Annotated in this window: 21 protein-coding genes; 13 read left to right on the plus strand and 8 right to left on the minus strand. The window is 72.2% G+C overall.

The window, feature by feature from the left end:
• Positions 1–8 precede the first annotated feature (8 nt).
• Complete coding sequence (locus IW248_RS04670; protein WP_196925817.1) at positions 9–953, minus strand: methionyl-tRNA formyltransferase; 945 nt, start codon at positions 951–953, stop codon at positions 9–11.
• Between the two features lie 126 nt (positions 954–1079).
• On the opposite strand from IW248_RS04670, the gene IW248_RS04675 reads away from it, so the two are divergent.
• Positions 1080–2426, plus strand: a complete 1347-nt coding sequence (locus tag IW248_RS04675; RefSeq protein ID WP_196925818.1) for a lysine N(6)-hydroxylase/L-ornithine N(5)-oxygenase family protein — start codon at positions 1080–1082, stop codon at positions 2424–2426.
• 55 nt (positions 2427–2481) lie between these two features.
• Here the strand turns inward: IW248_RS04675 and IW248_RS04680 are convergent, their stop codons facing one another.
• From IW248_RS04680 to IW248_RS04700, 5 genes are all read right to left on the minus strand, one after another.
• Complete coding sequence (locus tag IW248_RS04680; protein WP_231396180.1) at positions 2482–3402, minus strand: GNAT family N-acetyltransferase; 921 nt, start codon at positions 3400–3402, stop codon at positions 2482–2484.
• Positions 3403–3585: 183 nt separating this feature from the next.
• Entirely contained in the window at positions 3586–4926 is a 1341-nt protein-coding gene (locus tag IW248_RS04685; RefSeq protein WP_196925819.1) for a carbohydrate-binding protein, read from the minus strand.
• 151 nt (positions 4927–5077) lie between these two features.
• Positions 5078–6166, minus strand: coding sequence for an alpha/beta fold hydrolase (locus IW248_RS04690; RefSeq protein ID WP_196925820.1), 1089 nt, complete (start codon positions 6164–6166; stop codon positions 5078–5080).
• Positions 6163–6516, minus strand: coding sequence for a hypothetical protein (locus IW248_RS04695; protein ID WP_196925821.1), 354 nt, complete (start codon positions 6514–6516; stop codon positions 6163–6165). The genes IW248_RS04690 and IW248_RS04695 overlap by 4 nt, the downstream gene beginning before the upstream one ends.
• Positions 6517–6613: 97 nt before the next feature.
• Entirely contained in the window at positions 6614–7078 is a 465-nt protein-coding gene (locus IW248_RS04700) for a TetR/AcrR family transcriptional regulator (RefSeq protein WP_196925822.1), read from the minus strand.
• 150 nt (positions 7079–7228) lie between these two features.
• Here IW248_RS04700 and IW248_RS04705 point away from each other — a divergent pair, with 150 nt between their 5' ends.
• From IW248_RS04705 to IW248_RS04720, 4 genes are all read left to right on the plus strand, one after another.
• Entirely contained in the window at positions 7229–8137 is a 909-nt protein-coding gene (locus IW248_RS04705; protein ID WP_196925823.1) for a GntR family transcriptional regulator, read from the plus strand.
• A 65-nt stretch (positions 8138–8202) separates the two neighbouring features.
• On the plus strand, positions 8203–8913 hold the full coding sequence (locus tag IW248_RS04710; RefSeq protein ID WP_196925824.1) for a CPBP family intramembrane glutamic endopeptidase: 711 nt from the start codon (positions 8203–8205) through the stop codon (positions 8911–8913).
• Positions 8904–9362, plus strand: coding sequence for a hypothetical protein (locus IW248_RS04715; protein ID WP_196925825.1), 459 nt, complete (start codon positions 8904–8906; stop codon positions 9360–9362). Before IW248_RS04710 ends, IW248_RS04715 begins: the two co-directional genes overlap by 10 nt.
• 423 nt (positions 9363–9785) lie before the next feature.
• Entirely contained in the window at positions 9786–11210 is a 1425-nt protein-coding gene (locus tag IW248_RS04720) for a class I adenylate-forming enzyme family protein (protein ID WP_307788361.1), read from the plus strand.
• Positions 11211–11259: 49 nt separating this feature from the next.
• Here the strand turns inward: IW248_RS04720 and IW248_RS04725 are convergent, their stop codons facing one another.
• The gene (locus tag IW248_RS04725; RefSeq protein WP_196925826.1) at positions 11260–11892 is read right to left on the minus strand and encodes a 4'-phosphopantetheinyl transferase family protein; all 633 of its coding nucleotides are present in this window, start codon (positions 11890–11892) and stop codon (positions 11260–11262) included.
• A 15-nt stretch (positions 11893–11907) separates the two neighbouring features.
• On the opposite strand from IW248_RS04725, the gene IW248_RS04730 reads away from it, so the two are divergent.
• From IW248_RS04730 to IW248_RS04760, 7 genes are read left to right on the plus strand one after another with little or no spacing between them, the layout of a single operon-like run.
• Positions 11908–12195: an acyl carrier protein gene (locus IW248_RS04730; RefSeq protein WP_124822735.1), complete on the plus strand. Its 288-nt coding sequence runs from the start codon at positions 11908–11910 to the stop codon at positions 12193–12195.
• Positions 12196–12197: 2 nt separating this feature from the next.
• The gene (locus IW248_RS04735) at positions 12198–12440 is read left to right on the plus strand and encodes a phosphopantetheine-binding protein (RefSeq protein WP_196925827.1); all 243 of its coding nucleotides are present in this window, start codon (positions 12198–12200) and stop codon (positions 12438–12440) included.
• Entirely contained in the window at positions 12437–13552 is a 1116-nt protein-coding gene (locus IW248_RS04740; RefSeq protein ID WP_196925828.1) for a beta-ketoacyl synthase N-terminal-like domain-containing protein, read from the plus strand. Before IW248_RS04735 ends, IW248_RS04740 begins: the two co-directional genes overlap by 4 nt.
• A complete protein-coding gene (locus tag IW248_RS04745; RefSeq protein ID WP_307787734.1) occupies positions 13549–14106 on the plus strand; it encodes a beta-ketoacyl synthase chain length factor in 558 nt (185 codons plus the stop codon). The genes IW248_RS04740 and IW248_RS04745 overlap by 4 nt, the downstream gene beginning before the upstream one ends.
• A gap of 1 nt (position 14107) precedes the next feature.
• Entirely contained in the window at positions 14108–15412 is a 1305-nt protein-coding gene (locus IW248_RS04750) for a beta-ketoacyl-[acyl-carrier-protein] synthase family protein (RefSeq protein ID WP_196925829.1), read from the plus strand.
• A 10-nt stretch (positions 15413–15422) separates the two neighbouring features.
• Entirely contained in the window at positions 15423–16352 is a 930-nt protein-coding gene (locus IW248_RS04755; RefSeq protein WP_196925830.1) for a phytanoyl-CoA dioxygenase family protein, read from the plus strand.
• On the plus strand, positions 16349–17383 hold the full coding sequence (locus IW248_RS04760) for a phosphatase PAP2 family protein (protein ID WP_196925831.1): 1035 nt from the start codon (positions 16349–16351) through the stop codon (positions 17381–17383). The genes IW248_RS04755 and IW248_RS04760 overlap by 4 nt, the downstream gene beginning before the upstream one ends.
• On the opposite strand, the gene IW248_RS04765 is transcribed toward IW248_RS04760, so the two are convergent.
• Entirely contained in the window at positions 17304–18101 is a 798-nt protein-coding gene (locus IW248_RS04765; protein WP_196925832.1) for a thioesterase II family protein, read from the minus strand. The genes IW248_RS04760 and IW248_RS04765 overlap by 80 nt on opposite strands.
• Positions 18102–18202: 101 nt before the next feature.
• Between IW248_RS04765 and IW248_RS04770 the strand changes: the two genes are divergently transcribed.
• Entirely contained in the window at positions 18203–26206 is an 8004-nt protein-coding gene (locus IW248_RS04770; protein ID WP_196925833.1) for a type I polyketide synthase, read from the plus strand.

Genomic DNA, 26206 nt, shown 5'->3' on the forward strand with positions numbered 1-26206 from the left:
CCCGCGCGTCACGGGTGGCTGGTGAGATAGCCGCCCATGGTGCGGAAGTACTCCGCCGCGGTCAGCTCCGTGCCGTCGTCCAAGCGGACCCGCTCGATCGCGAGACCGCGGCTCTTGCCGCGGCGGGCCTCGGCGCCAGCCACGATGACGACGGCGTCACCCTCGCGGATGAAGATGCGACCAGGCGTACCGCCGTAGTTGCCCTGCGAGACGGACGCGGCGGTGATGCGCAGTCGCTGTCCCTTGTGGAACGCGTACGCGTTCGGGTACGGGTCGGACTGCGCCCGGACCAGCCGGTCCAGCTCCTCCGCCGACCAGGTCCAGTCGATGCGGTTGTCCTCGTCGGACCGCTTGTGGAAGAAGCTGGCCTTCGAACGGTCCTGCGGCGTCCAATCGGTCTTGCCGGAGGCGATCAGCGCGAGACCGTCGACGGTGATCGGCCCGAACAGCTCCAGCGTCTTGTGGAAGAGGTCGGTAGTGGTGTCGCGTGGGCCGACCGGGACCGACCGCTGCAACACGACGTTTCCGGCATCCAGCTCGGCATCCATCATGTGCGCGGTCACCCCGACCTCCTTCTCGCCGTTGATCAGAGCCCAGATCAACGGCGAGAAGCCCGCGTACGCGGGAAGTAACGAGTCGTGCACGTTGAGCGTGCCCCGGCGGGGCAACTCGAAGATCTGCGGTGGGATCCAGGTACGCCAGTTGGTCGCCACGATGACGTCCGGATCGGCCTTCTCCAGCGGGACCAGCAGGTCGTCGTCGGGTCGGTCACGGACCTCGACCGGAACGCCGTGGGCCGCCGCGAGGTCGGCGACCGAGTCGCTCCAGATCCGCTCGTACGCGTGGTCACTCGGCGGATGCGTGACCACGAGAGCGACCTCGTGCTCCGAGTCCAGCAGCGCTTGCAGGGTGCGATGCCCCCACGTCTGGTACCCGAACATGACTACCCGCACGGTTCCTCCTGGCCCATCCAACTCAGCAAAAGTTAGGTTAGTCTAACCTAGCTTCGCGCCGTCCCTGGGGGCGGCTCGTTCACGTGCAGGGTGTCGACCCGCTCGACCTGACGATGAGGACTGCCGATGTCACAGGCCGCTCCGTACGGCGCAATTCCGGTCATCGACCTGCTGGGAATCGGCTTCGGTCCGTCCAATCTGGCCTTGGCGGTCGCTGTTCACGAGCACAACCGCGGCGGCGCGACGGACCCGGTGACCGCCGTGTTCCTGGAGCGCCAAGCCCGTTTCGGCTGGCACCGCGGCATGCTTCTGTCGGACGCGACAATGCAGGTGTCCTTCCTCAAGGACCTGGTCACGCTGCGTAACCCCACCAGTGAGTTCAGCTTCCTGTGCTACCTGCAGGACCAGGGACGACTCATCGACTTCGTCAACCACAAGAGCTTCTTCCCGCTGCGCGTCGAGTTCCACGACTACCTCGAGTGGGCCGCGGCCAAGGTCGGCGACATGGTGCACTACGGCCAGGAAGTCACAAAGGTCGTCCCGGTGCTCCGCGACGGCGTCGTCGAGGCGTTCGACGTGCTGGTCTGCCACAGCGGCGGCGCCACCTCGTACCGCGCCCGCAATCTCGTCATCGCGACCGGGCTGCAACCGCAGACCCCGGCCGGCGTGGAGATCTCCGACCAGATCTGGCACAGCCGCGACCTCCTGACCAACATCGACCGGCTCGACGGCACCGACCCGTCCCGGGTCGTCGTGGTGGGCGCCGGCCAGAGTGCCGCCGAGGTCACCGCGTTCCTGCACGAGCGGTTCCCCAACACCGAGGTCTGCGGCGTGTTCTCCCGCTACGGCTACAGCCCGGCCGACGACAGCTCGTTCGCCAACCGCATCTTCGACCCGGCCGCCGTGGACGATTACTTCACCGCGCCGTCCGAGGTCAAGACGATGCTGATGAACTACCACCGCAACACGAACTACGCGGTCGTCGACGCCGACCTCATCGAGGACCTCTATCGACGCTCCTACCAGGAGAAGGTAAACGGCGTCCAGCGGCTGCGCCTGCTCAACATGTCCCGCCTGACCGGAGCCCGGCAACACGACGGCAGGGTGGCGGTGAGCGTCGAGACGTTGACCACCGGCGAGGTGTCGGTCCTCGACGCCGACGTGCTGATCTGCGCCACCGGCTACCAGCCGGTCGATCCGTTCCCGCTGCTCGACGACGCCGCCCGGTACTACCACCGGGACGAATTCGGCCGGGCCGTGGTGCAACGCGACTACCGCATCCGCGCGGACGCGTCCGTGTTGGCCAACGTCTACCTGCAGGGAGGCACCGAACACTCCCACGGCATCACTGCCTCCCTGCTGTCCAACGCTGCCGTACGCGCCGGCGAGATTCTCGGCTCCATCGTCGGCCACCTCGGCGACGCGCGCCCGATGGCCAACCGCGTCGCGGTGAGCGCGGGCGTTCCGGACTGACGGCCCAGTCCCCGTCGATCGCCCGGCAACTGCGCCGGCCGACGTGGCGTCGCTGCTATTCGGCGTCAGTGACGATGACGACGTTGGCCATGTCGACGACCGGCCGGTAGCCGAGGGCGGCGTAGATCTTGTTCGAGGTCGGGTTGGCCTGGTCGGTGAACAGGCAGACCCGCGCAGCCTCGGCCTGGATTCGCCGGGAAACCTCGGCGACCGCGTTGCTCGCCCAACCACGCCCGCGCTGGGCCGGCGGCGTGTACACCGGGCCCACGCGGGCCACCCCGAACGCCGGTGGGTTGGCGCCGGTGAGGTGCACCGGCTCGCCGGTCTCGTCGACCCAGAACCACAGCCGTCCGGTGTGGAGTCGGCGCAGCATCTCCGCGTGGTCGGGCACTTCGTGCGCGCTGGCACCGCGCGGGCGGCCCGCCTGTTCGTCGGCGTCGCCCATGAACGCGGCGAACCACTCCGTGACCAGTCCCACGTCGTCCTCGCTCGCGGCCACCAGGCCGCCAGGGACAGGTGGCGGCCAGGCCAGCTCGCCGAGCTCGTGCAGTCGTGTGTGCTGGGTGACCTGGACTCGACCCCCGCCGAGCCGGGTCAGCTCGGCGGCGCACAGCTCAACGGCGGGCAGGGCCCCGTTGACCGCGAGGACCTCCTCCCCGCGCTCATGCAACGCGTGGGCCAGCGCAACGGCCGCCTCGTCGGGCATGGGCAGCAGGAAGGGCGGGTAGGGGGCATACGGCGCCGAGCGCATCCCCGCGCCGACCACGGCGCCCGAGTCGTCGCTGACCACCAGCCACCAGTTGCGGTCGGGCTGCGAGATTCCCTCGGACCGCTGCGACAACACCCGGTGCGCGATGGTGGTCACCACAGTGCTGACGACCGGATCGGCGCCCAGGTAGTCACCCGCAGCGGCCAGGAACTCTTCCGGATCGGTGTAGAACCGCAGCCGCAGTCCGGCCATCGGGACAATGCTCATCTGCGTACGCTAGCCACCGTCGACCACGTCGACACCCGAATTGTGCACGGCCGAGAACCTGCGGAACCCTGAGCCAGCCGGCGCGCGCGGCCGCGCGGAGACGCGCCGGGCCCGGCCTTCACCATCGTCCTGAGGCTCGGGTACGAGACCTCGACGCCGTTGAAGGCCGGGCGCCGTCGTACGTCAGCGGCCCTGCAGGCGCTTCACGTTGTCGCCGAAGGTCCATCCCTTCGACCCGTCCCAGTTCGCCGACCAGGTCATCAGGCCCTTGAGGCCGGGCACAGAGTTCCAGGCCTGCGTGACCAACGACGTCGACAGGTAGCCGCCGCCCGCCCCGATCTGCGCCGGCAGGCCCGGGACCTGCCTGTCGTACGGCACGCGGATGGTGGTGCCCTGGATGGTGAGGCCGTTGTTCAGGCACTGCGTCTGCACCGTGAAGCCCTGCACGGTGCCCGCCGGGTACGAGTCGCCGGCGCAGCCGTACATGCTGCCGTTGTAGTACTGCATGTTCAGCCACCAGAGCCGGCCGTTGTCCACGTACTTCTTGATGATCGGCAGGTACGAGCCCCAGATCGAGCCGTAGACCACGCTGCCGCCGGTGACGTAGGCCGTCTCCGGGGCCATGGTCAGGCCGAAGTTCGACGGCATCCGGGCCAATACACCGTCGATGATCCGGATCAGGTTGGCCTGCGACGTGGACAGGGTGTTGATGTTGCCGCTGCCGGTCAGGCCGGTCTCGATGTCGATGTCGATGCCGTCGAAGTGGTAGGCCGTCAGGATCGGCACGATCGTCGCGATGAACCGGTCGGCGACCGCGGCGGAACTCAGGTCGATGCCCGCGGCGGCCCCGCCGATCGACATCAGGATGGTGGCGCCGGCCGCTTTGGCCTGGCACATCTCGGCCGGGGTCGCCACCTTCACGCCAGCGTCCATGCCGTTCTCCCAGAGGACGGTGCCGTCCGAGCGGATCACCGGGAACGCCGCGTTGATCACGTTGTAGCCGTGCTGGGTGAGCCGGCTGTCGGTGATCGGGATCCAGCCGAGGCCGGGGTGCACGCCGTTGGAGGCGCCGTCCCAGTTCTCCCAGTAGCCCTGCAACACCTTGCCGGTGGGCCGCGACTTCACCGCGCAGGCCCCACCCGTCGGCGGTGGCGTGGTGGGGGGAGGTGTGGTCGGTGGCGGCGTGGTGGGCGGCGGGGTCGTCGGTGGTGGGGTGGTGGGCGGCGGAGTGCTTCCCGAGCACGCGCCCAGGTCACGCCACAGCGACGGGGTCGCGGCGGGGTTCCAGCCGGCGCCGGGGTGCGCGGTGTGGGTGACCAGTGCCTGGTACTGCCTGCCGCTGTAGGTGACCTGGGCGCCCGCCTGGTAGGTGGGGCCCTCGGACCAGCCCGGGGCGGTGCAGGCGACCATCGGGGCGGCATTGGCCGAGGACACGGCCGCCATGCTGCTGGGGACGAAGGCGACGGCGGCCGCGACGGTCATCGCCGCCCCGGCTACCACTGCGAAAATCCGACGGCTTCTCATTGCTCACTCCCCAGGCTTCGGCGACCCGCGACCTCCACATATTGACGTTCGTGAAGTCTAATATCAAGGGTTGTTTACAGATCCCGGGAAGTTGGGGGTGCCGAGGCCGGGGCGCCTCCCTGGGTCTTCCGAACTGGAGCGTGGGCCTCGTCTATCTGGTGCCGCACCTCATGAACCGACGCAGTGCATCGAGTGTCGCCGAGGCGAGCACGTCGGGGTTCGCGGGGTCGGTCAGATCGTGAGCCACGTCCGGTAGCACGATTCGGCCGGGCCCGCTGGTGTGCGCCCGCTCCAGCGCTGCCGCCAGCTCCGTGGTCGTGTGGCACGGGACCTGCTGGTCGATGGTTCCGCAGGTGAGCAGGGCAGGGATCCGAGGCGGTAGCTGGTGTGCGACCGAGGCGGGGTTGATGGCGTCGATGGTTTCCACGTACCGCCGACTGGGACCGGCAAGGGCCCGGAAGAGTTCGGCGAGCGCGGGCGGCATGGCGCTGGTGTCGGGCGGGCGGTGCGCCCGGAGATCGGCAACGGCCTGGTCGACGGCGCGGCCGATGGTGAGTTGCTCCTGCCGGCTCAGCTGGCCTGCGGCGACGGCGGCGGCGAGCTGGTCGTGCAGTTGCTGGGCGAGCACGTCGAGGAACCGTCTCGCCAGGGGTTGCAACAATCCGACTCCGGCCGCGCGGGGTGCGGCGGTGACGGCGACCCGCAGTGCCGTCAGTGCGCCTTCGCTGTGACCGATCAGGCGTACCGCTCGCCGGTTGACCTCGGGCTGGCCGGCGAGTAGCCGGTACGCGGCATCGGCTTGGCGGACGAAGGCGGGGTAGTCGAGCGTCTCGGGCCGTCCGGCGTAGGCGCCCAGCCCGGTCCGGCCCGTGCCGTACTTGTCGAAGCGCAGGCTGACGACTCCGTCACCCGCCAGCGCCCCGGCGAGTTTGGCCAGGGTGTGCGGGGTGAGCGCGGGCGGCTGGTCGCCGTTGCGGTCGGTGGGGCCGCTGCCGGGCAGCAACAACACGGCGGGCATCTTCTGCCCCGGGCGGTGGGCGGGGATGTGCAGGGTGCCGTACGTGATGGTCCCGTCCACGGTGAAGGTGATCTCACGGTCCGCGGCCGGCGTGGCTGGCCTGGCCTGCGCGGCGGTGGCGGGAAGGGACCCTGCGGCGATGCTGCCGACCATGACGGTACCGACCGCGACTCTGCGTGCGATCCGGCGGGCGGTCCGCGGCATCCCGCCGATCGAGATCATCGAGGGACCGCCTGCTCGATCAGGGCGACCGTGGCGGCCGGGTCGGCGACCTCCACGACCAGGCGGGCGTAGTGCTCGTCCGCGAGTTCGATGACGACGGCGCGGGCACCGTCACGAATGTTCCAGAAGATGCGTTCACCGTCCTGGTGGAAGGTGCCGGCCGTGATCACACCGGGCAGGCTCGTTCCCGGTGCGCGCAGGCCCTTGGGTTCGGCGGCGATGCCCGGGTCGGCGGTGGCGCCGCGGACGTTGGCCAACGGGATCACCATGCGGCTCTTGAGCGACCACAACCTGTCCATACCTTCGATCTGCACGACGAGGTCGTCGCCATCGATGAGGACATTGGCCATGAACACGGTCCTTTCGTCAGCCCGGCGGCACCGGCTGCGGGGCATGGTGGGGCACCGGCGCGAGCAGCGCCGGGCGGGCTGGTCGGTGAGCGGGGGGCTACCAAGGGTCGGCCGATGCCGGAGCGGCACGGATCCGCAGCCGCTCGCCCAGCAACGCGTCCAACGCAGTCGAGCGAGGGTCGTCGGCGGGGGTCGCCGACGCCCGCTGCAGGGCCTGATCAAGCGCCTGCCACGCCTTGGCCACGAGGGTGGCTACCTCGACGTCGTTGGGGGCGCGCTCGACAGCGGCCAGCAACAGCAGATCGAGCGCGGAGCCGTCGGCGACTGCCGCGCCGGCGGCGAGCTGCTCGGTCAGCGACGGTAGCCGGTGCTCGAGGTGCCACCGCAGGGCGGCGAGATACAGACCTCGCTTGCTGCCGAAGGTCTTGTACAGACTGTTGCGGTGCACGCCCAGCTGCTGGACGAGGTCGTCGACGGACACCCCGTCGTAGGCCCGGCCGGCGAACAGCTCCGCTGCCGCGGCCGTCACAGCCTGTTCGTCGAAACCCCTCGGGCGTCCCATGTCGAGAACCCTAAATTATTTGGGAACGACCAGTCAAGAACAATCGTTCCTAATCTGCGCGCGTGCTCCGGCGCTGGAACGAGGAGGGTGAGATCGTCGCGCCGGATGGCGTCGACTGACCTGGGCAATCGGGCGACGTACGCTCGGGCGATGAGCAAGCTGTCCGTCGAGTCGGCGTCGGCCGTCCCGGTCTATCGCCAGATCGTCGAGCAGATCCGGTTCCTGGTCGAGAGCGGCGGGCTGCGGCCGGGCGAGCGCCTACCACCGGTCCGGCAGCTGGCAGAAAACCTCGGCGTCAACCGGAACACCGTGGTGAAGGCGTACGCCACGTTGCGCGAGATGGGGATGATCGAAACCCGCGGCGCGTCCGGGACGGTGATCGCCACGCCGCCGGTCGCCGTGCAGCAGGCGCCGGCGTTGCGGGACGCCGTGCTGGCGGCGGTGCGCGGCGGGATGTCCCCGGAGCAGGTGCGCGACGCTGCGTACGCGATCGCCCGCCAGGGCGCGAGCGGGGTGCGGGCGGTGTTCGTGGAGTGCAACGAGGAACGCGCGCAGGCGTTCTCGAAGGAGCTGTCCGTCCGGCTGCGCATCGACGTGCGGCCGGGGCTGCTCACCGAACTGGACACCAGCACGAACGACGTGGGCCTGGTCATCACCACGTTCTTCCACCTGGCGGAGGTCCGTCGGTGGGCGCGGACCAGGCAACGCGACATCGAGACGGCCGCCATCGTGGTGGCCCCGCACATCCGCACGCTGATGAAGGTCGCCGAGTTGCCCGCCGGCGCCCGGGTCGGCGTCCGCTACTCCACCGAGCACCAGAGCGCGCAGGTCCGCGACTGGCTGGCCACCGCCGGAAGCGCGGAAGTCGTGCTCATCGCGTCCGCCGCGCCGGTCCCCGCGGACCTGGCGGTGCTGGTCGTGCCGAGTGAGGATCCGCGGCTCGGCGAGGGCGCGGGTCCGGGCACCGAGGTGGTCGAGTTCGGCAACGTCCTCGACGAGGGGTCGATCCGCATGGTCGCGACGGTTGTCGATGAGATTCGGTTCAGGCGGTGGGTTTGACCTAGGACGAGAACGGTCAAGGGGTGTTTGGCATAGGCCAAGATGCACTCTTGAAGGAGCCGCTCATGTCGACTACCGACGTCCTGGAGAGAAGCGAGACGCGCCGCTCGATCACACCGGGCTGGCCGGAGATCGTGGTCGGCCTGGTCGTGCTGGTGGCCGTCGCGTTCGGCTTTCCGGCGCTGCTCAAGGCCACCGGGGTCGCCGAGCACCTCTCATCGCTGGCTTCCGGTCTGATCCTCGCCGCGCTGTCCGGTGTGGCCGGACTCATCGCCTTCTTCGCCGCCAACCAGGTGCGCATCCATGACTGGTCCGCTTTCGGCGTACGCCGTACCTCCGTACGGTGGCTGCTGATCGGCGTCGCCGGCGGAATCGTCGCGGCGATCGTGTGGCGGCTGGTGGCCGGAATCGTCCTCGTCCTGGTCGGACCGACTGAGAACATTCAGGAGCCGTATCGCGACGCGGCCCAGGGCAGCGTGTTCCTCATCGTGCTGTCCATTCTGTTCCTGGCCGTGCTCACCCCGCTCGGCGAGGAGTTCCTGTTCCGCGGTGTCATCACCACAGCGTTGCTGCGTTACGGCGCACTGATCGGCGTCATCGGCAGCACGTTGATCTTCGCCTTGGCCCACTGGAACCTCGCGATCTCCATCATCGCGCTTGTCGTCGGCCTGATCGCCGCCGAGCTGCGTCGGCGCAGCGGTTCGGTGTGGCCCGGCTTTGTCGTCCACCTGGTCAACAACCTGATCGGCCAACTGATCATCGTGGTGTGGCTGTGAAGCTGACTGCGAAGGGCCGGGGATTGTTCAAGAACGACTACGAGTTGAGCGCCGACGGGAAGCCGCTGACCTCCTGGGACGCGAACAGCCTGCGCAGCGGCGGATCGTTCTCGCTCGACGGCCGGACCTACGAGGTGAAGGCCAACATGCTGGCCACCCAGTGGGAGCTGACCGACGAGACCGGGATGCCGGTCGCGGTTACGGAACGCGTAGGGCGTAAGAACTGGACGATCACCTCGGGTGGACGAACGTACGCCTTCGAGCGCGCCTCGATCTTCCGGCTGGAGGAACGGCTCATCGTCGACGGCAGAGCGGCCGGTTCCATCCGCCGCAAATACCTGCACAGCGATGTCTCCCATGCCGACCTGCCGGGGCTGCCGGCGCCGATCCAGGTGTTCGCGTTCATGGTGTCGTTGAGCGGGTGGGACCTCGCCGCCGACGCCGGGTAGGGCGCAGAGTGCGGGTTTGCTTCAGTGAAGAAGATCGCCCGGTTAACCGGCCTGCCGGTTGGCCGGGCGAGACGGATCGCGTAGCGGCCGACCGTACCGGGTGTTGCCCCGGGGGCGGCCGGCATTGAGCGCTTGCCTTCGGTGACCGAGGCGAGGTTGTTGGTTTCGAGGGGTACCTCGTTCTTGCGCTGCTTTGTCCTCTGCGTGTCTGCCGGCTCGGCGAGGGCAACGTTCTCGACGCGGCAGTAGCCCTGCGCACCCACCGTCTCCGCGCGATGCCTGCTGGGCGCTTGACGGTAGGGACCGCGCCGATATAATTCATCAAACCGGGATGTCACCAGATGAGGAAAGCCCTTCGTTCGGCACGAGCACACCCGTCGAGCCGGCCCGCCGTTCGAGCAGCGTGGAGGCTACGTGTCCACTATAGATTCGCCGCTGGCGGCCGGGAGGCATGATTTGCCCGCGCACGGCACCGGTTGGGTCGACGACGTCCTGCTGGCCGGGCCGGGCAGCGAAACCTGCCTCGTCCTCGGCGCACCGATCACCAGGGCGCAGCTGCGCGCCGAGGTGACCTCCCGGCAGGCCCGGCTCACCGACGCCGGCCTGCGCCCGGGCGGCGCGATTGCGCTGCGACTGCCCTCCTCGCTGGCATACGTGGCCAACCTTCTCGCCGCCTGGCGGATCGGCGCCCAGGTGACGCTGCTGGACCACAGACTGTCACGCGGCGAGGTGGAGCGGGCGCTCGAGCGCGTCGGCGCGCAGTTCCTCGTGCAACCCGCCGCGGCGGTGGTCGCTCCGCTGCGCGGCTTCGTCACAGTCGACGAGACTGTCGTCGCACTCCCGGCCGGGCGGCCGGCGCCGACATCGCACGCGCTCATCCAGCTGAGTTCCGGGTCCACCGGCCCGTCGAAGGTCATCGGCCGCACCGTCGACGACCTCGTCGCCGAGATCGAGCGCTACACACGCATCGACGGGGTGCCCCGGCCCGGCGAGCGGCTCGTGCTGCTCGCGTCGATGGCGCACGTGCTCGGCCTGGTCGGCGGCCTGCTCTACGCGCTGCACGCCCATGTCAGGCTCACGCTGCCCGAGCGGATGACCGTGGGCGGGGTGCTGGGCGCCATCACTGCGGAATCGACGCCGACCACCGTGATCGGTGTTCCGGTCCACCTCGAGATGCTGATGGCCGGCCGCCCCGACGGGCCGCTGTCGCAGTTCGTGCGGATGACCACGGCGGGCGAGCTGGTCCGGCCCGGGGTCCGGGAGCGTTTCGCGACCTGCTACGACACCGTGCTGGCCAACATGTACGGGATGACCGAGGTCGGCGTCATCGCCACCGACCTGTTCGGCGCACACCGGCCCGGGGTCCGCCCGGCGCCCGGGATCGACGTACGGGTCGTCGACGGTGAGCTTCAGGTGCGCCGGCCCGTCACACCGTACGTGGGGCTCGTCGACGAGAGCCGCTGGTCCGACGGCTGGCTGCGCACGCGTGACGCTGCCTCGCTCGACCCCGTGACGGGCCTGGTCACGATCCGCGGTCGCCTCGACTCGCAGGTCTCCATCGGGGGCCTCAAGGTCGACCTGACCGAGGTCGAACAAGCCATCCTCGACCTGCCCGGCGTCACCGAGGTGGTGGTGACGTTCGACGGCGGTGCCATCGAGGCCTACACGGCGGTGGAGAAGCCGTGGACCGGGCCGGAGCTCGACGCCGCGCTGGAGGACGTGCTGGCCCCGTACAAGCGACCGCTGCGGTGGCAACTCCTGGAGCGTCTGCCGCGTACGTCCAGCGGCAAGGTGGTGCGTGACGTGGCGGTGCTGCGCCGTGCGTCGGCCGGGCCGACGCCGTCATGATGCCCCTGCGCCTGACGCGTGCGGCGCGGCTGCCGACCGGCCCCGGCCGTCATGGCGCGGTCGCCTCCCGGGGGTCGGTGATCAGCCGGATGCCGTCGGCAGCGCCGTCGTGGAGCAGCCTGTCCTGCCCGGCCACCGCCAGCACCAGGCCGCCGGAGAGCACACCGCAGGCCACACCGGCCGTGCTGCCGGGCACGGGGCGTAACGGCAGTGAGCCCAGCGGGTCCGGCCAGACGGGCGGCAGCACCAGCGGCTGCCGTAGACCGCCGCCGCGCAGGCCGGTGCCGCGTGCCTTGCCGATGGCCTCCTTCTGCGTCCACAGCCACAGGAACGCGCTGGTGTGCAGCGCCGCCGGCCGGTCGGTCAGCCAGTCGGCGTCGGCCGCCGTCATCCAGCGCCGGGCCAACGCCTCACCCGGCAGGGCGCGTTCGCGCTCGATGTCCACACCGACCTCCGTGACCGCAGACACGGCCACCGCGACCACGCCACGTCCGTGGCTGATGCTCGCGTGCAACTCTCGCGCCGCGCCGGTGAGCCTCGGCCGGCCGGTCTGGTCCCGTGCCACGGCGACCTCGCCTGCCGGCACGCCGAGCACGTCGGCGGCGGTGTCGACCAGATATCCCGACGCCCGATCCCTGGGGTCGCCGGTGACCCTCGCAATCCGCACCACGACCCATTCCATGGGAGGAGTCAAGCAATGTCAGATGAGGTTCGCCAGTCCATCATTGATGCGCTGGCCCAGATGAACTACGACGTCGACGACGTCAACGGGACCACGGTGCTCGGCCCCGCCGGGCTCGACCTGGAGTCGCTGGCCGTCGCCGAACTCGCCGTCCGGGTGGAGGACACCTTCGGAGTCAAGTTCACTGATGAGGAGTTGGAGAAGCTGGCCGACCTGACGCTCGATCGGTTCGCCGCCGAGGTGGCCGGGCGTGCGGAGCCGGCGTTGAGCGCACCTGCCGCGCCGGCTGCTACGGCGGAGTGACGGTGGGCGGCAGCGATCGCCGCGACGAGATCCTGTCGATCCTCGCCGCCGTGGGTTACCGGACAGTCGACGCCTCGCGCGAGCGCATCGACTCGCTGGAGCTCGCCCGGCTGGTCCACGAGCTTGAGCGGCGCTACGGCATCGACCTGGACCTGGACGACGACGAGTTGGCGGCCATGTCCACGGTGTCCGGTGCGGCGGAGCTCCTCGGCCGCCTTACCCTGACGGCGGCGGAGCCCGAGTGACCTGCTCACCTGTTCTGGTCACCGGGCTGGGCCTGCTGACGGCCCATGGCCGTGGCCCCGCGCGGCTGCTGGCGGCGGTGTTGGCCGGGGAGCCCGCGTTCAGCGAGGTTCGCCGCTTCGACCCCGGTCGCAGCCGGGTGCGGGCGGCGGCGACGCTGGCCGACGCGGGCGACCTGACCGCCGAATTGGTCGCCGTGGTGGCGGATGCCTGCGACGACGCCGGGTTGGCGCACCGTCGAGCGGAGTGCCAGTTGTTCTTCGCCACCGGCACGGGCACCACAGTGGTCCGTTCCGGCGGGCAGGGCAACGGGCCGGCCGAGCTGGCGGCCGCCGTGGCTCGGCGGTCGGGGCTTTCCGGCGTCGCGCGGGTCTACACGTCGGCATGCGTGGCGGGCAGCACGGCGCTGGCCGAGGCCGCCTCGATGATTGCCCGGGGCCGCTGCGAACGCGCCGTGGTCGCCGGGGGCTTCCTCGTCGACGCCGACCACCAGGCCCTGTTCGACGCTGGCCGGGCGCTGGCCGACGACGGCGCAGTGCGGCCGTTCAGTAAGGACCGGCGGGGGATGCTGCTGGGCGACGGGATCGTCGCCGTGGTGCTGGAGTCGGCGGCCGGCACCCGGGGTCGGGGCGATCGGGTGCGGTCCCGGCTGGCCGGCTGGGCCCGGGCTGGCGACGCGTACCACGTCTGCCAGCCCGACCCGGGCGGCGCAGGGTTGGCGTCGGCCATCCGGGCCGGCCTGGCCCGGGCCGGGGTGACGCCGGCGGAGCTGGCCTACGTCAACGCCAACGGCACCGGCACGATGCGCGCCGATGCCGCCGAGAGCAGCGCGCTGCGCACCGGCCTCGGTGCCGTGGCGGGGTCGGTCGCGGTGAGCTCGACCAAGTCCGTTCACGGGCACGCCCTGGAGGCGTCCGGTCTGCTGGAGTTCGCGGTCACCGCACTGGCCCTCGACGCGGGACAGTTGCCGGTCAACGCCGGTTTCCGGGCGGCGGATCCGCAATGCCCGGTACAGGTGGTCCGCGAGCCCAGCCCGATGGTGGGCCGGTACGCCCTGAGCTGCAACCTCGCCTTCGGCGGTGCGAACACCGCGCTGGTGCTGGGGGCGGTGTGACCGGCCTCGACACCGACCGCGGTGCGCTTCACGAGCTGGCCCGCGCGGCGTGGCCCGAGCCCGGCGACGCTGGCCCACCGCCGCCGATCCGCGGCTTTGTCGCCTCGCCGTTCGCCCCGCTCGTCGCGGCCGTCGCCGGTCGCTGCCTGCACCGGCGCACCGGAGTCGGGCCCACCGGGCAGACCGCTGTCGTGCTGGTCAGCGCGTACGCCGACCAGGCGACGGCGGCGGCGGTCGTCGCGGAGGTGGACGGTGGCCGCCGGGTGTCGCCGATGTACTTCTTCCAATCCGTGCCGAACTCGATCCTCGGCCACGTCGCCACCGAATGGGCGTTGACCGGACCGGTCGTGTGCCTCAGCCCGGCCGGCGATCCACACGGCGAGGGCCGGGCGGTGGCCGAGGGCCTGTTCGCCGATGGAGACGCGGCCGAGGCGCTGGTGATCATCGTCGAGCACGGCGCCGACCCGGCCAAGCCCTCCGGCGCTACCGCCGTGCTGCTGAGGCCGGACAACCAGACGACCAGGCCGCCGACCGGCGGCGGACAGGGCGGTTGACATGACCGGATCGACCAGAGTCTCGGCCACCATCACCGGCATCGGGCTGGTGACACCCGTCGGTCGGGGCGTGGCGGACTTCTTCGGGGCGATCTGCACCGGACGCTCCGGGCTGGTGCGCCCACCCGACGGGCACGGCGCGGCCGGTGCCACGGAGGCGGTCGGGATCGCCCCGGACATCGACCCCACCACCGTGCTGCCGCGCAACGAGGTGCTGGGCGCCGACCGATTCCTGATCATGGCGTTGGCCGCCGCCGACGACGCGATGCGGGACGCCGCGCTGGAGGTCGGCCGCGATGTCGACCCGCTGCGGATCGCCGTTGTCGTCTCCAGCGGAGCGGGCGGCCTCACCACCTATGAGGCGCAGGCCAAGGCCCGGGAGGAGCGCGGCCGTACCGCAGTGAGCGCGTACCTCTACCCAGGCTTCCTCCCCAACATGGCGGCCGCCCGTATCGCCATCAGGTACGGCATTCAGGGCTACAGCTCCTGCATCGCCACCGCCTGCGCGGCCGGCGCCCACGCGGTGGCGGAGGCGCTGCGGCTCATCCGGGCCGGCGACGCGGACGTGGTCGTGTGCGGCGGTGCCGAGTCACCACTCGGGCCGACCGGCACCGCCGGTTTCGCCAATGCCCGGGCGCTGGCCACCGGCTGGTCCGACCCGACGCAGGCGAGCCGCCCGTTCGACCGACGACGCAACGGCTTCGTGCTCGGCGAGGGTGCCGGGATCATGGTCGTCGAGCGCGCCGGACACGCGGACGCGCGGGGGGTGGCCGGCTATGCCGACATCATCGGGTGGGGAGCCACCACCGACGCCTTCCACCCCACGTCGCCGCGGGCGGACGGCGCCGGCGCCGCGCAGAGCATGCGTCGGGCGGTCGCCGACGCCGGCGTCGAGGCTACCGACGTCGGTTACATCAACGCCCATGGCACGAGCACCAAGCGGGGCGACGTGGCCGAGACCCGGGCCGTCCACACCGCATTCGGTACGCACGCCCCCGCAGTCAGCTCCACCAAGGGCGTGACCGGCCACCTGCTGGGTGGCGCCGGAGCCGTGGAAGCGGCAGCCACTGCCCTGACGATGACCTACGGGCTGCTGCCGCCGACCCACAACCTCGACGAGCCGGACCCGGCCTGCGACCTCGACCACGTGCGGGGTCACGCGCGCCCGGCTCGGCCCCGCGCGGCCCTGTCCAACTCCTTCGCGTTCGGCGGACACAACGTCAGCCTGATGTTCGGCCCGCCGTCCACTGCGCGGGCCCGGGAGGCGGAGGCGGCGCCGGTGGTCACCACAACGGATCAACGATGAGAGGAGCGCGATGACAACGACGGAATTCACGCTGACCGACGCGGAACGGGCCGCGCTGCCCACCGACGAAGACGTGCGGTCGTACGCGGAGCGGGGCTGGTACCTGAGCCAGAAGCTCCTCACCGACGACGAGGTCGACACGCTCGTCGAGGCCAGCGAACGGTTCTACGCGGGTCACCGCGCCCGGCGGCTGCCCAGCCGGCCGGCGAAGCTGGCCTACTGGGAGCCGGAGCACGGCGACGTGCAGCGGCACAACGACTACGTGCACTACGAGAGCGACGAGATCGCCGCGATCCTGCGTAAGCCGATCATCGGCGCGGTCGCGGCTCGGCTGGCGGAAGCGGCCGAGATCCGGGTGTTCCAGAGCACGCTCATCCTCAAGCCGCCGAGCCCTGGCGAGCCGAGCAACATCGTGCCCTGGCACTTCGACCGCCACTACTGGCAGACCTGCACCTCCGAGCGGATGCTCACCGCCTTCATCCCGATGCACGAGTGCACCGAGGAGATGGGCACCATCACGATGGTCGACGGCAGCCACGCCTGGAAGGAGATCGGCGGAGACGACAAGACGACGAGGCACTTCGCCGAGCGGAATCGTTCCGAGCTGGAGGACCTGCTCGTCCGCAACGCGGAGTTCAACGGCGCGCAGGTGAACAAGATCCCCATGCACATCCCCAAGGGGCACATGAGCTTCCACCACTGCCGCACGTACCACGGCAGTGGGGCCAACCGCAGCCCGCGCCCCCGGCGCGCCATCTCGTTGCACCTGCAGGACGGCGACAACCGGTACCGGCAATTCCACCGCTCGGACGGTGACCTCGTCGTCTACAACCACGATTCCCTGGTGCGCCGTGACGAGGCGGGTCTGGCCGACTACAGCGATCCGCAGTTCTGCCCGGTGCTGTGGCAGTCCCAAACCGCCTCGGACGAGACGGCATGACGATCGGCACGCCCCGGCTCGCGGCGGTTGCGCGGGACCGGGGCGACGGCCGGCGCGACCCGTTGCTGTGGCCGGAGGAGTGCCTGTTCGCGGTGGCCCTCACGCTCGTCGCCGGGCTGGCCGTGGCCACCGGCGCGTTCTCGTGGGCGCTGGGTGGCGCGTTGGCCGTGGTGGTCGCCGGGCTCCTGGCCGCGTTCACGCTGTCGCGCCGCCGACGTACACAGTCGTTGGGGTCGGCGGCGCTCGACGGGCCGGCGCGGTCGGGCGGCCCGGCGAGGTTGGCCAGGCTCGTCGGCGGGGCGGCCAGGACGGGGGTGCCGTTCCTGGCCTGCGTGGTGATCTACACGAGCCTGCGCACCATCACCCCGCAGCTCGACTTTCCGCTTGTCGATCCGGCGTTGATCGAGTTCGACCGGGCCGTCTTCGGCGGTGACGTCAGCCGTTGGGTCAACGACACCCTCGGCTCACCCGCACTGACGCTGTTCATGGTGATCTGTTACCTGAGCTACGGCGTGTCCCAGGGGGCGTACGCCCTGACCACGTACCTGCGGGGCCGGGTGAGGGAGTATCACGACTTCGCACTCGCGATATCCATCACCGCGGTCGTCGGCTACTCCGGCTACGTGCTGGTGCCGGGGGTCGGTCCGCACATCTACCAGACCGACACGTACGCCGACCCGCTCCCTGGCCAGGAGGGGTCGATCGGCGGCGCGCTGGACGCCATCACCGCGGTCCAAGGCCCGGCGCGGGACCTCTTTCCCAGCCTGCACACCGCAATGACTGTGGTGTTGATGGTGTACCTGTGGCGCGACGCCCGTCGGTTGTTCTGGTGGTATCTGCCGGTCGGCCTGGGACTGCTGCTGTCCACGCTGTACCTGCGTAAGCACTACGCCGTCGACCTGCTGGCCGGGATAGCGCTCGCGGCACTGGCGGTGGTGGTGTCCGGGCGGGTCAACCGCTGGTGGTACCGGCCTCGGGTCGACGGCCCGGCCGAAGCAGCTCGGTCATTCGCGCCGTCAGCGTCGCGATGACCTGCGGATGGTCGAGAAGGAAGTGCCCGGCATCGGCAACGGTCAGGTCGAAGCGGTCGGCCGTCTCCTGCTGCCAGGTCAGCGAGCCCGCGGCGTCGGCCATCCGGTCGTGGCGGCCCACGACGGCGGCGATCGGGCATGGCAACGCCGGCCGGGGCGGGCGGGCGTAGGTCTCTGCCAGCCGCAGGTCGGTGCGCAGCACGGGCAGGGCGAGCCGCATCAGCGCCGGTTCGGCGAGGACTTCGGCCGGGGTGCCGCCGAGGCGCCGCAACGACTCGATGAGCCGGTCGTCGTCCAGCATGTGCAGGGGGCGGTGCGCGAGACCGGCGGCGGGTCCGTTGCGTCCCGCGACGATCAGCAGCGCCGGGCCCGGGACGGTGCGTGGCAGCGTCGCCGCCACCTCGTACGCCAGGAGGGCGCCGAAGCTGTGCCCGACCAGCGCGTAGGGACCGGACACGCGACCGTGCAGCGTTTCGCACGCCGTGGCCACCAGCTGGGGCCAGTCGTCGATCGCCGGCTCCTGTCGGCGGGTGCCGTGCCCGGGCAGGTCCACCGGCTCGACAGTCACTCCGGCCGGAAGCCATCGCCTCCACCTGGTGAAATGCGAGGCCGACCCGCCGGCGGCCGGGAAGCCGAACACGGTCAGGGACGGCAGCCCGGCGGGGCCCTTGTGCAGGGCGCCATCCCCAGCCGAGGCGTGATCTATCAGCATTGACATCTCGCTTCTCGTCCGATGTACTTCAACATACAGGGAAATCATCAGGCGGGGAATCGCCGTTGCAGTTCGCCAGACGGATGAGCGTGGGGGGTGCCGTGGGGATGCGCCGCGACCGTCGCTCGGCCTCCCGGGTGGGCGGGACCGACATCGCCGTTGTGGGCGTCGGTTGCCGGTTCCCCGGCGACGTGGACGACCTCGACTCGCTCTGGCGCGTTCTGCAGGAGGGGCGCGACGTCACCGGTCGGGTCCCGGCCGGGCGGCCCGGCGCCGCCTCGCTCGACACGGTCGGCGTCGGCGGATTCCTGCCCGACATCGACAGGTTCGACGCCGAGTTCTTCGGCGTCTCGCCACGTGAAGCCCGCGAGATAGACCCGCAACAGCGTCTCCTCCTGACGCTCGCCTGGCAGGCCATGGAGCACAGCGGCGTGCCGCTGACGACCTGGTCCGGCAGCAACACCGGGGTCTACTTCGGCATTCTGGCGATGGACTACGCGGTCCTGCACGCCCGCACCCTCGGCGTCGACCAGGTTGGCGCGCACTACGCCAGCGGCAAGGAGTTCAGCTTCGGCTCCGGGCGGGTGTCGTACACGTTCGGCCTGAACGGGCCGTGCATGACCCTGACCGCCGCCTGCGCGTCCTCGCTGTTGGCGGTGCACCTCGCCGCCCGCGCCCTGGTGGCCGGCGACTGTGACACCGCGCTGGCCGGCGGGGTGAACCTGATGGTCGGGCCGGAGCTCACCCTCTACATGCGACAGATTCAGGCCCTGTCGCCGCAGGGGCTCTGCCGACCATTCGACGCGGCGGCCGACGGCGTGGTGCGCGGCGAGGGCGGCGCCGTGGTCGTCCTCAAGCGGTACGCGGACGCGGTCGCCGACGGCGACCAGATCTGGGGTGTGATCAAGGGAAGCGCGACGAACCACGACGGCCGCAGCGCCGGCCTGACCGCGCCCAGTGCCGTCGCCCAGGAGCAGTTGCTGCGCAACGCGCTCCGCGATGCCGGCGTGGCGCCCGCGGAGGTCGGCTACGTCGAGGCCCACAGCACCGGCACACCGCTGGGCGACCCGATCGAGCTCAGCGCGCTGGCGGCGGTCTTCGGCCCGGAGCGTCCACCGGAGCGCCCGCTGCTCATCGGCTCGCACAAGGCCAACTTCGGCCACCTCGACTCCGCCGCCGGCATCCTCGGGTTGCTCAAGGGCCTCCTGGTCGCGCGCACTGGCATGGTGCCGCCGCAGATCAAGCTGGTCCAGCAGACGCCCCGGTTCGGCTGGTCCGGCTCCGGCCTGGCCGTCCCCACCACCCGTACGGCGCTGCCCCATGCCCCCCAACACCTGACCGGCGTCAGCGCGTTCGGCCTGTCCGGCAGCAACGTCCACGTCGTGCTCGCCGCGCCCGACCAGGACCGGCCGACGCCGGCGCCGGAGCCCGTCCGGTGGCCGGTTCTGGTGTTGTCCGGTCCCACCGAAGCGGCCCTGGCGGACCAGGTCACGCGGCACGCGGAGCTGCTCGACGACAGTTCGGTGGCCGAGCCCGACCAGCTCGGCGACCTGCTGTTCAGCGCTGGCGCCCGGCGCAGCCACCACACGCACCGGCTCGCGGTGACCGGCGCGACGGCCGCGGACCTGCGCGCCACGTTGGCCCGGCGCCAGGACGGCGAGGCGTCCCCCAAGACGGTCGCCGCGGAGCTGCTCCACGACGGGCCGGCGTACGTGGTGCACGTGTTCTCCGGCCAAGGCTCGCAATACCCGGGCATGGGGCTCGACCTCTACCGAGCCGACCCGACCATGCGCGCCACGCTTGACGAGTGCGATGCGCTGATGCGGCGGATCGCCCGGTGGTCGCTCCTGGAGGAGCTGGGCCGCCGCACCGGCAGCCGGCTGGCCGATACCCGGTTCGCTCAGCCGGCGATCTTCGCGCTCCAGGTCGGGCTGTCCCGGCTCTGGGCGCGGTGGGGTGTCCCGCCGGATTCGGTCGTCGGTCACAGCATGGGCGAGGTCGCCGCGGCCTGCGCCGCCGGCGCGTTGCCGCTGGAGGACGCGCTGCGCGTCATCGTGCTACGCGGTGAGCTGCTGCAGCAGGCCGCCGGCAGCGGGCGGATGGCAGCCATCGCGCTGTCCGCCGACGAGGTCACCGCAGCCACCGAACGGCACGCCGACGAGGTCGTGATCGCGGCTGTCAACGGGCCGCGCTCGGTAGTGGTCGCCGGCCCGGCGGCCGCCCTGGACCGGCTGCTCGCCGAGCTGACCGCCGCCGGGGTACGGTGCGTGCCGCTGGCCGGTGACTACGCGTTTCACAGCCCGGCGGTTGCGGCGTACGGCGACGAGCTGGAGCGCCAGCTCGACGGTCTGACACCGGCCAAGCCGCAGGTGCCGATCCTGTCCAGCGTGGACCCGGCCGCCGGCGCGCCCGTGCCCGACCCGGCCTACTGGGGCCGCAACGTGCGCGAACCCGTGCTGTTCTGGTCGGCGGTCGACCGGCTGCTGGCCCGGCGTCCGGCGGTCTTCCTGGAGCTGGGCCCGCACCCGGTGCTGACCGGGCCACTGAGCGCCGCACTCGCGGCCCGCTCCCGTCCGGGCGCCGCGGTCGGCACGCTGACCCGGGGCCGGCCGCCGGCGGAGAGCATGACGCGCGCCCTCGCTGAGGCGTACGCGGCCGGTGTCGCGGTCGACTGGGCGGCTGTGCACGGCGAGGGCCGGCGGTACGTGCCGCTGCCGCCGGTGCGGCTGGCCGGCGAAAAGTACTGGCTACCAAGCCCGCCGATCCAGAACGGGGCATCCGTCGCCCAGGCGTCACCGGATGCGGTGCGGGTGGGCTCCCAGGGGCCCGCCGACCCCGGGCCTGGTGCCCGTGGGCTGGCCGGCCTGACGCTCGGCGAGCTGCGGGCCGAGGTGCGCCTCATCGCGCCGGACGGCACCGTCGTGCAGACGCTGGCCGGGGTCGGTGCGCCCGTGGCTGCCACGCGCAACGGCGGCGGCAACGGTAGCGGCAACGGTAGCCGGGACAGCAGAGCCGTCGGCGACGGGCACGTCGCCGCCGCGGACGCCAACCGCACGGGTGCGACAAGCGGCGAAGCCGGTGGCGGTGTCGGCAACGGCGGCCGTGCGGCCACCAACGGAAACCGCCCCCGCGCTGGCACGCCGTCGGAGCGGGAACGGATCGCCGCCCTGGTCAACGACGCGGCCGCCGAGGCCCTGGGGCACGAGCCCGGCCGGCGCCTGGCGCGCGGGCGTGGGTTCTTCGAGCTGGGCATGGACTCGCTCGCCCTGGTCGCTCTCGTCAGCCGGCTCGAACGCGACCTGGGGGCGGTCCTCGGCGCCGCCGTCGGCATCGAGCACCCGACCATCGACGCCCTCACCGACCATCTCCTCGCCGAGGTGCTCCCGGCTGCGCCGCCGCTCCAGCCTGGACCGCCGCTTCGGCCCGAGTCACCGCCGACCCGCGATGCGGTCGTCGCGCCGGCGGCTGGAGCACTCGTCGCCCTCGCCACGTCGGGGACGCCTGGTCCGACCGTGGCCGTCGCACGTGGATCGGCCGAGCCGGTGGCCATCGTGGGCATCGGTTGCCGACTGCCGCAGGCCGACGGCCCCGAGCAGTTCTGGCAGCTGCTCTCCGACGGCGTCGACGCCACCGGCGACGTGCCGGCGGACCGGTGGGACGCCGAGGCGCTGCTCGGCGCCGGGCCCGGGGCACCCGGCACGGTGGTCACCCGTCGCGGCGGCTTCCTGGACCGGATCGACCTGTTCGACAACGCGTTCTTCCGAATCTCGGCCCGCGAGGCCCGCGCCATGGACCCGCAACAGCGCCTCTTCCTGGAGGTGGCGTGGGAGGCACTCGAGGACGCGGGGATCACGCTGGAGCACCGGCGCGCCGCCCGCGTCGGCGTGTTCGTCGGCATGAACACCACCGACTATCAGCAACTGCTCACCCGGCGCGCCCGGGACGTCGACCTCTACTACGGCACGGGCAACTCCTTCAGCGGAACGGCCGGCCGGCTGTCGTACTTCCTGGACGTACGCGGCCCGAGCCTGGCGATCGACACGGCGTGCTCGTCCTCGCTGGTCGCGGTGCACCTGGCCGTGCAGAGCCTGCGCGCCGGCGAGGCCGACGTCGCGCTCGCCGGCGGCGTCAACGTGATGGTCGGGCCCACCGTCCACCTGGCCATGTCGGCCGCGGGCGCGCTGTCGCCCGACGGTCGCTGCAAGACCTTTGACGCCGGCGCCGACGGTTACGGGCGCGGTGAGGGTGCCGGCGTGGTGGTGCTCAAGCCGCTCGCCCGGGCCGAGCGCGACGGCGACCGGATCTACGCCGTGATACGCGGCAGCGCGGTCAACCACAACGGCGCCAGCGGCGGCCTGACCGTGCCCGGTGGCGAGGCTCAGGAGGAGCTGATCCGGTCGGCGCTTGCCGTGGGCGGCGTCGCCGCGTCGGACGTGGACTACCTGGAGGCGCACGGCACCGGCACGGTGCTCGGCGACGCCGTGGAGGTGCGGGCGATCGCCCGCGCGCTCGGCGGTGGCCGCCAGCCGGACCGGCCGCTGCTGGTCGGGTCCGTGAAGACGAACATCGGCCACCTGGAGGCGGCCGCCGGCATCGCCGGGCTGATCAAGACCGCGTTGGCGCTGCGGCACGGTGAGCTGCCCGCGCACCTGCACGTCTCCCAGCCCACGAACCAGGTGGACTGGGCGCGGCTGCCGGTCCGGATCACCACGTCGACGACGCCGTGGCCGGCCACCGGCGGGCGACCCCGGGTCGCCGGGGTGAGCGCGTTCGGGTTCACCGGGACCAACGCCCACGTGGTTCTCAGCGGGCCGTCGGCCCCGGCGTCGTCGTCGGCGAACGGTGCCGGGCGTCCGACGCCGGGTGTCGGCCCGGCGTCGAGGGCCGGCGCGATCATCTCCGGCCGGGCCCACCTACTGGTGCTGTCGGCCGCCGGGGGCGGCGCCCTGGCCGCCGCGCGGGACGGCTTCGCTCGAGCGCTGTCCGCGCCGGCCGACGCCGACATCGGCGACATCTGCTACGCCGCGGCGGCCCGCCGCGCTCACCTGGAGCACCGGTTGGCGGTGGTCGGCCACGGGGCCGCCGAACTCGTCGCGGGGCTGTCCGGTGGCCCGACCGCGCACCAGGGCGTGGCCCCGGGCGACGCCGCGCGCCTGATGATCGTGTATGGCGACCGGGTGGCCGTGGACTGGCGTGCTCTGGAGCGGGACGAGCCGGCATTCCGCGGCGCGTTGGACGCGCTCGACGACGGCGGTGTGGTGCGCGCGGCGCTGGCCGCCAACGGCGCGGAGCGGGGCGAGCCCGTCGCCGTGCTGGCGATCCAACTCGCTCTCGCTGCCGTCTGGGAGGCGTACGGGCTGCGGCCCGACGCGGTTGCCGGCCGCGGCGTCGGCGAGTTGGCGGCAGCCTGCGCGGCTGGTGCGCTGGACCAGGCGCAGGCGATCCGAGCGACGCTCGGCGGCGCGACGGTCACCGTGGCGCCGCCAGTGGACAGTCCGGCGGCGCCTGTGTTGTGGCTGGCCTCGGTGGGCGGGCCGCTGTCCGGTCCGCACCCGCTGACGGCGCGGACACCGGTGTTCGATTGGGATGCGCTGTCCGCGTCACTCGCGGCGGCGGGGGAGTACGAGCTGCTCGCGATCGCCGGTGGGCCGGACGCTGCGGCCGTCACCGCGAAGCGGCAGCCGGGCCTCGCTGCCGTCGGGGTGGACCTGAACCGCCCCGAGGGATTTCTGGACGCCGTCGCCGGGCTGCACGTGCGCGGGGTCGGCATCCACTGGGAGACGCTGTTCGGCCGCCGCCCGTACCGGGCGGTGCTGCCGCGCTACCCGTGGCAGCGTCGCCGGCACTGGGCGGACGCGCCGGGCCAGGCGGCGTCGCCGGCACCCGCCGGGACACCTGCGGCCGTGGTGCGGACCGCATCCGTGACCACTGCCCCGGCCGCCACCACCGCTGCGGCTGTCCCCGCTGTGTCGGCCGTCGCTGTCTCGGCTGTCACTGTGTCGGCTGTCGCGCGCGAGGCTGTCGAGGTCACATCCGGCGGTCCCGTCGGCGCGGTCCTGCCCGACGACGTCCGGGGCCGCTGTGCGGCGCGGATGTTCACCGTCCGGTGGCGCCACGTCTCGCCGCCCGCCGCAGACCCGGTCGGGAGGTGGCTCGTCGTCCCGCTCACGGGCGCGTCCGTCGAGGCGGGTCGCCGGGTGGCCGACGCTCTGCTGCTCGGTGGTGCCGAGGTGACCTGGCAGCCATCGTCCGCCGGCTCCGACCGCGACCGGGTCGCCGGCGCGTCGGCCGCCGCCGTGCCTGAGGCCGACGCGCCGTGGGACAAGGTTCCGCCGGACCACGGGATCGTGCTGGTCGCGGCAGCGGTACCCGGCAGCGTGCCGGGCGACGTCCTGGCCGCGCGTGTGTTGCGGGCGGCCCGTCAGCTGCGCACCGGGCTGGACGTGGCACCCGGGCGGCTGCGCGTCGTCACCGCCGGGGCGCACCAGCCGACCGGCTCCGGGGAGGTCGACCCGGCGCAGGCGGCGGTGTGGGCCGCCGGGCGGGTGCTCGCGATGGAGGCGGCGCCCGGGTGGGGCGGTCTGGTCGACATCGACCCGCACGCACTCGGCACCGCCCCGGGCCAGGCAGGTGCCGTGCCGGGCCAGGCAGGTGCCGAACCCGGCTGGGCCGCCGGCGACGCGGCCGAACTGGCCGGGGCCCTGACGGCGCCGCGTGCGCCCGGCATTGAGCCGGCCGAGGACGAGCTGTGCCTGCGCGACGGCACCTGGTACGCCCCCCGGCTGTCCTCGGCGGACCCGCTGCCCGCCGCGCTACCCGAGATCGACTGCGACCCGGACGCCTGGTATCTGGTGACCGACGCGTTGCACCCCGCCAGCCGGCCGTTCGTCGACGTGCTCGTGCGCCGTGGCCTGCGCCGGCTGATCGTCGGAGAGACCGCGCCAGCCGACACCGCGCCAGCCGACACCGCGCCAGCCGACACCGCGCCAGCCGACACCGCGTCGCTCGACGCCGTGCCCTCCCACGATGCCCGGCTCGGCGAGCTGGCGGCGGCCGGCGTGGCGGTACGACGAATCGACCTCACGGCGGCAGACCTCACGGCGGCAGACCTCACCGCCGAACTGACGCCGGACGCGTTGGGCGCCCCGCTCGGTGGCGTGCTGCTGATCGGCTTGCCCGTGCCGGCGGCCCCGCTGGACACCGTCGACGCGGCTGCGGTGTCGGCGGCCATGCGCTGGGCTGACCTCGTACACCGGCTGGACCTGGCGACCCGCGAACTCGCGCCGCGGCTGTTCTGCGTGACCGGGGCGGCGGCCGCGATCTGGGGGGCCACCGGGATGGCCGCGCGGGCCGCGGCCGAGGGCGCGGTCGACGCGGTGACCGCCGCCCGGGAGCGGGCTGGCCAGCCCGTCCAGGTGGTCCGGTTCATGCCCGGCGACGACCCCGCCCAGCTGTCCCGCCGGGACCGGATGGTGATGGTCGACAGTGGTCTGCGGCCGCTGGCCGGGGCGGACGTCGGCGAGGCCTTCGAGGTCGCTCTCCGGGCGGGCCTGACCCAGGTCACGGTCGCGGACGTCGACGGTCCGCGGTACGCGCGGGTGTGCCGAGAGCGGGCCTACCGCGCGTTCCTGGCCGAGGTCGGCACCGGATCTCCGGTGACCGGCGACCGAGCGGAGGAGGCCGCACCGACTGTCGCGCCGCTGGCCGCCGTCGTGCTGGCGCTGCCGACCGAGCAACGCGTCGAGCACCTGTTGGAAACGGTGCTCGACGCGGTGGCCGAGGTGCTGGGCGAGACGTCCGGGGTGGATGTCATGGCCAACCAGGGCTTCTTCGATCTCGGCATGGATTCGGTGATGTCGCTGAGCCTGCGCGGATGGCTCGAGCGGGCGCTGGGGGTCGCCCTGCCGGCGACGCTGACCTTCGAGTTCCCCAACGCGGCGGCGCTCACCGATCACCTCCTGACGCTGCTCGACCCGACGGCCGCTCCGGTTGGTGGCCCGCCGCCCACCACGGCCCCGGGCGTGCTGGACGGGGCCGGCGACGACCTGGCGGCGATGCCCGAGGACGAGCTGATCGCGCGGTTGTCGGCCGCGATAGCGGAGGGAGGCTGA

The organism is Micromonospora ureilytica (assembly GCF_015751765.1).
Taxonomy (GTDB): Bacteria; Actinomycetota; Actinomycetes; order Mycobacteriales; family Micromonosporaceae; genus Micromonospora; species Micromonospora ureilytica.

Bases quoted from the DNA above. Each gene is read 5' to 3' on its own strand.
- IW248_RS04675 (WP_196925818.1), top strand. From the start codon at position 1,080: ATGTCACAGGCCGCTCCGTACGGCGCAATTCCGGTCATCGACCTGCTG.
- IW248_RS04680 (WP_231396180.1), bottom strand. From the start codon at position 3,402: ATGAGCATTGTCCCGATGGCCGGACTGCGGCTGCGGTTCTACACCGAT.
- IW248_RS04685 (WP_196925819.1), bottom strand. From the start codon at position 4,926: ATGAGAAGCCGTCGGATTTTCGCAGTGGTAGCCGGGGCGGCGATGACC.
- IW248_RS04690 (WP_196925820.1), bottom strand. From the start codon at position 6,166: ATGATCTCGATCGGCGGGATGCCGCGGACCGCCCGCCGGATCGCACGC.
- IW248_RS04695 (WP_196925821.1), bottom strand. From the start codon at position 6,516: ATGGCCAATGTCCTCATCGATGGCGACGACCTCGTCGTGCAGATCGAA.
- IW248_RS04700 (WP_196925822.1), bottom strand. From the start codon at position 7,078: ATGGGACGCCCGAGGGGTTTCGACGAACAGGCTGTGACGGCCGCGGCA.
- IW248_RS04705 (WP_196925823.1), top strand. From the start codon at position 7,229: ATGAGCAAGCTGTCCGTCGAGTCGGCGTCGGCCGTCCCGGTCTATCGC.
- IW248_RS04710 (WP_196925824.1), top strand. From the start codon at position 8,203: ATGTCGACTACCGACGTCCTGGAGAGAAGCGAGACGCGCCGCTCGATC.
- IW248_RS04725 (WP_196925826.1), bottom strand. From the start codon at position 11,892: ATGGAATGGGTCGTGGTGCGGATTGCGAGGGTCACCGGCGACCCCAGG.
- IW248_RS04730 (WP_124822735.1), top strand. From the start codon at position 11,908: ATGTCAGATGAGGTTCGCCAGTCCATCATTGATGCGCTGGCCCAGATG.
- IW248_RS04750 (WP_196925829.1), top strand. From the start codon at position 14,108: ATGACCGGATCGACCAGAGTCTCGGCCACCATCACCGGCATCGGGCTG.
- IW248_RS04755 (WP_196925830.1), top strand. From the start codon at position 15,423: ATGACAACGACGGAATTCACGCTGACCGACGCGGAACGGGCCGCGCTG.
- IW248_RS04760 (WP_196925831.1), top strand. From the start codon at position 16,349: ATGACGATCGGCACGCCCCGGCTCGCGGCGGTTGCGCGGGACCGGGGC.
- IW248_RS04765 (WP_196925832.1), bottom strand. From the start codon at position 18,101: ATGTCAATGCTGATAGATCACGCCTCGGCTGGGGATGGCGCCCTGCAC.
- IW248_RS04770 (WP_196925833.1), top strand. From the start codon at position 18,203: ATGCGCCGCGACCGTCGCTCGGCCTCCCGGGTGGGCGGGACCGACATC.